Source organism: Prauserella cavernicola, assembly GCF_016595675.1.
In the GTDB taxonomy this organism is placed as follows: Bacteria; Actinomycetota; Actinomycetes; order Mycobacteriales; family Pseudonocardiaceae; genus Prauserella_A; species Prauserella_A cavernicola.
Genome location: NZ_JAENJH010000006.1, coordinates 396,641 through 397,396 on the forward strand (window position 1 = coordinate 396,641; position 756 = coordinate 397,396).

Below are 756 nucleotides of genomic sequence, written 5' to 3' on the forward strand. Positions count from 1 at the left end.
GATCTGGTGATTCCGGATTCGTTGGAGGAGGAGATCGTCCGGGCTTTCGACAATGTGGAGCGCACGTTGGCCACGGTGGGTGCGTCGTGGAGGGACGTTATCCATGTGAACTCGTATCACAAGGTGGCTCCGGGTGATGATGCGATCGGTGATGACCACAACTCGGTCATGGTCGAGCAGTTTCGTCGTCGGCTTGGTGGTCGTGCGCCGATCTGGACCGAAACCGGTGTGACGGTTCTCGGTCTGGCGGCGATGCGGGTGGAGATCCGGGTGACCGCGATCGTCGGCTCCGGGAACTGAACCGCACCTCGTCGCGACAGGCGGTCAGCCCGAAGCCGGGACGGCGCCGGTCCGTCGTGGCGACCGCGCGCTACCAAATTCGGCGCCCTGACGGCGTAGCTGTACCTAGCCGGTGCCCGCCGCACCGGTGCCCTCCGCGCGCCAGTAGTTCCTCGGCCCCGGGCTCTTCGCGACCTTGAGCACCTGCTCCACGTTCTCCTTCGAGACCGTGCGCCTGGCGCAGACGGGCGCGAAGGTCCTCGCCGCGGCCAACGCGGTCGTCAGCGTGCTCGCGGGACTGGGCGCGGCGATCCTCGGCGATGCGCTGGCACGCGGCGTGTTCGGCTAGCTGTGATGTCCAGGGAGGTTGGTCAGCCGGGTGGCTGGTGGGCGGCCTCCGATGGCGGAGTGGGCGCGATGGTGATTGTAGAAATGGAGCCAGGCGGGCAGTGCGGTGTTGCGTTGTTCGGTTGAGGT

The 756-nt window shown here is 66.8% G+C and carries 2 protein-coding genes and 1 pseudogene; 2 read left to right on the forward strand and 1 reads right to left on the reverse strand.

Annotation, left to right across the window (positions count from 1 at the left end; translation table 11 throughout):
- Both JHE00_RS24300 and JHE00_RS24305 read left to right on the forward strand, forming a co-directional pair.
- Nucleotides 1-300 (forward strand): Rid family hydrolase (locus tag JHE00_RS24300; protein ID WP_200322068.1); only part of this gene is annotated, 300 nt, incomplete at its 5' end.
- A 160-nt stretch (nucleotides 301-460) separates the two neighbouring features.
- Nucleotides 461-628: pseudogene (locus JHE00_RS24305) on the forward strand (hypothetical protein); the annotation flags it as partial.
- Here the strand turns inward: JHE00_RS24305 and JHE00_RS24310 are convergent.
- Nucleotides 625-756: integrase core domain-containing protein (locus JHE00_RS24310; RefSeq protein ID WP_200318223.1), on the reverse strand; the 132-nt coding region annotated here is incomplete at its 5' end. The pseudogene JHE00_RS24305 and the gene JHE00_RS24310 sit on opposite strands and share 4 nt — an antisense overlap.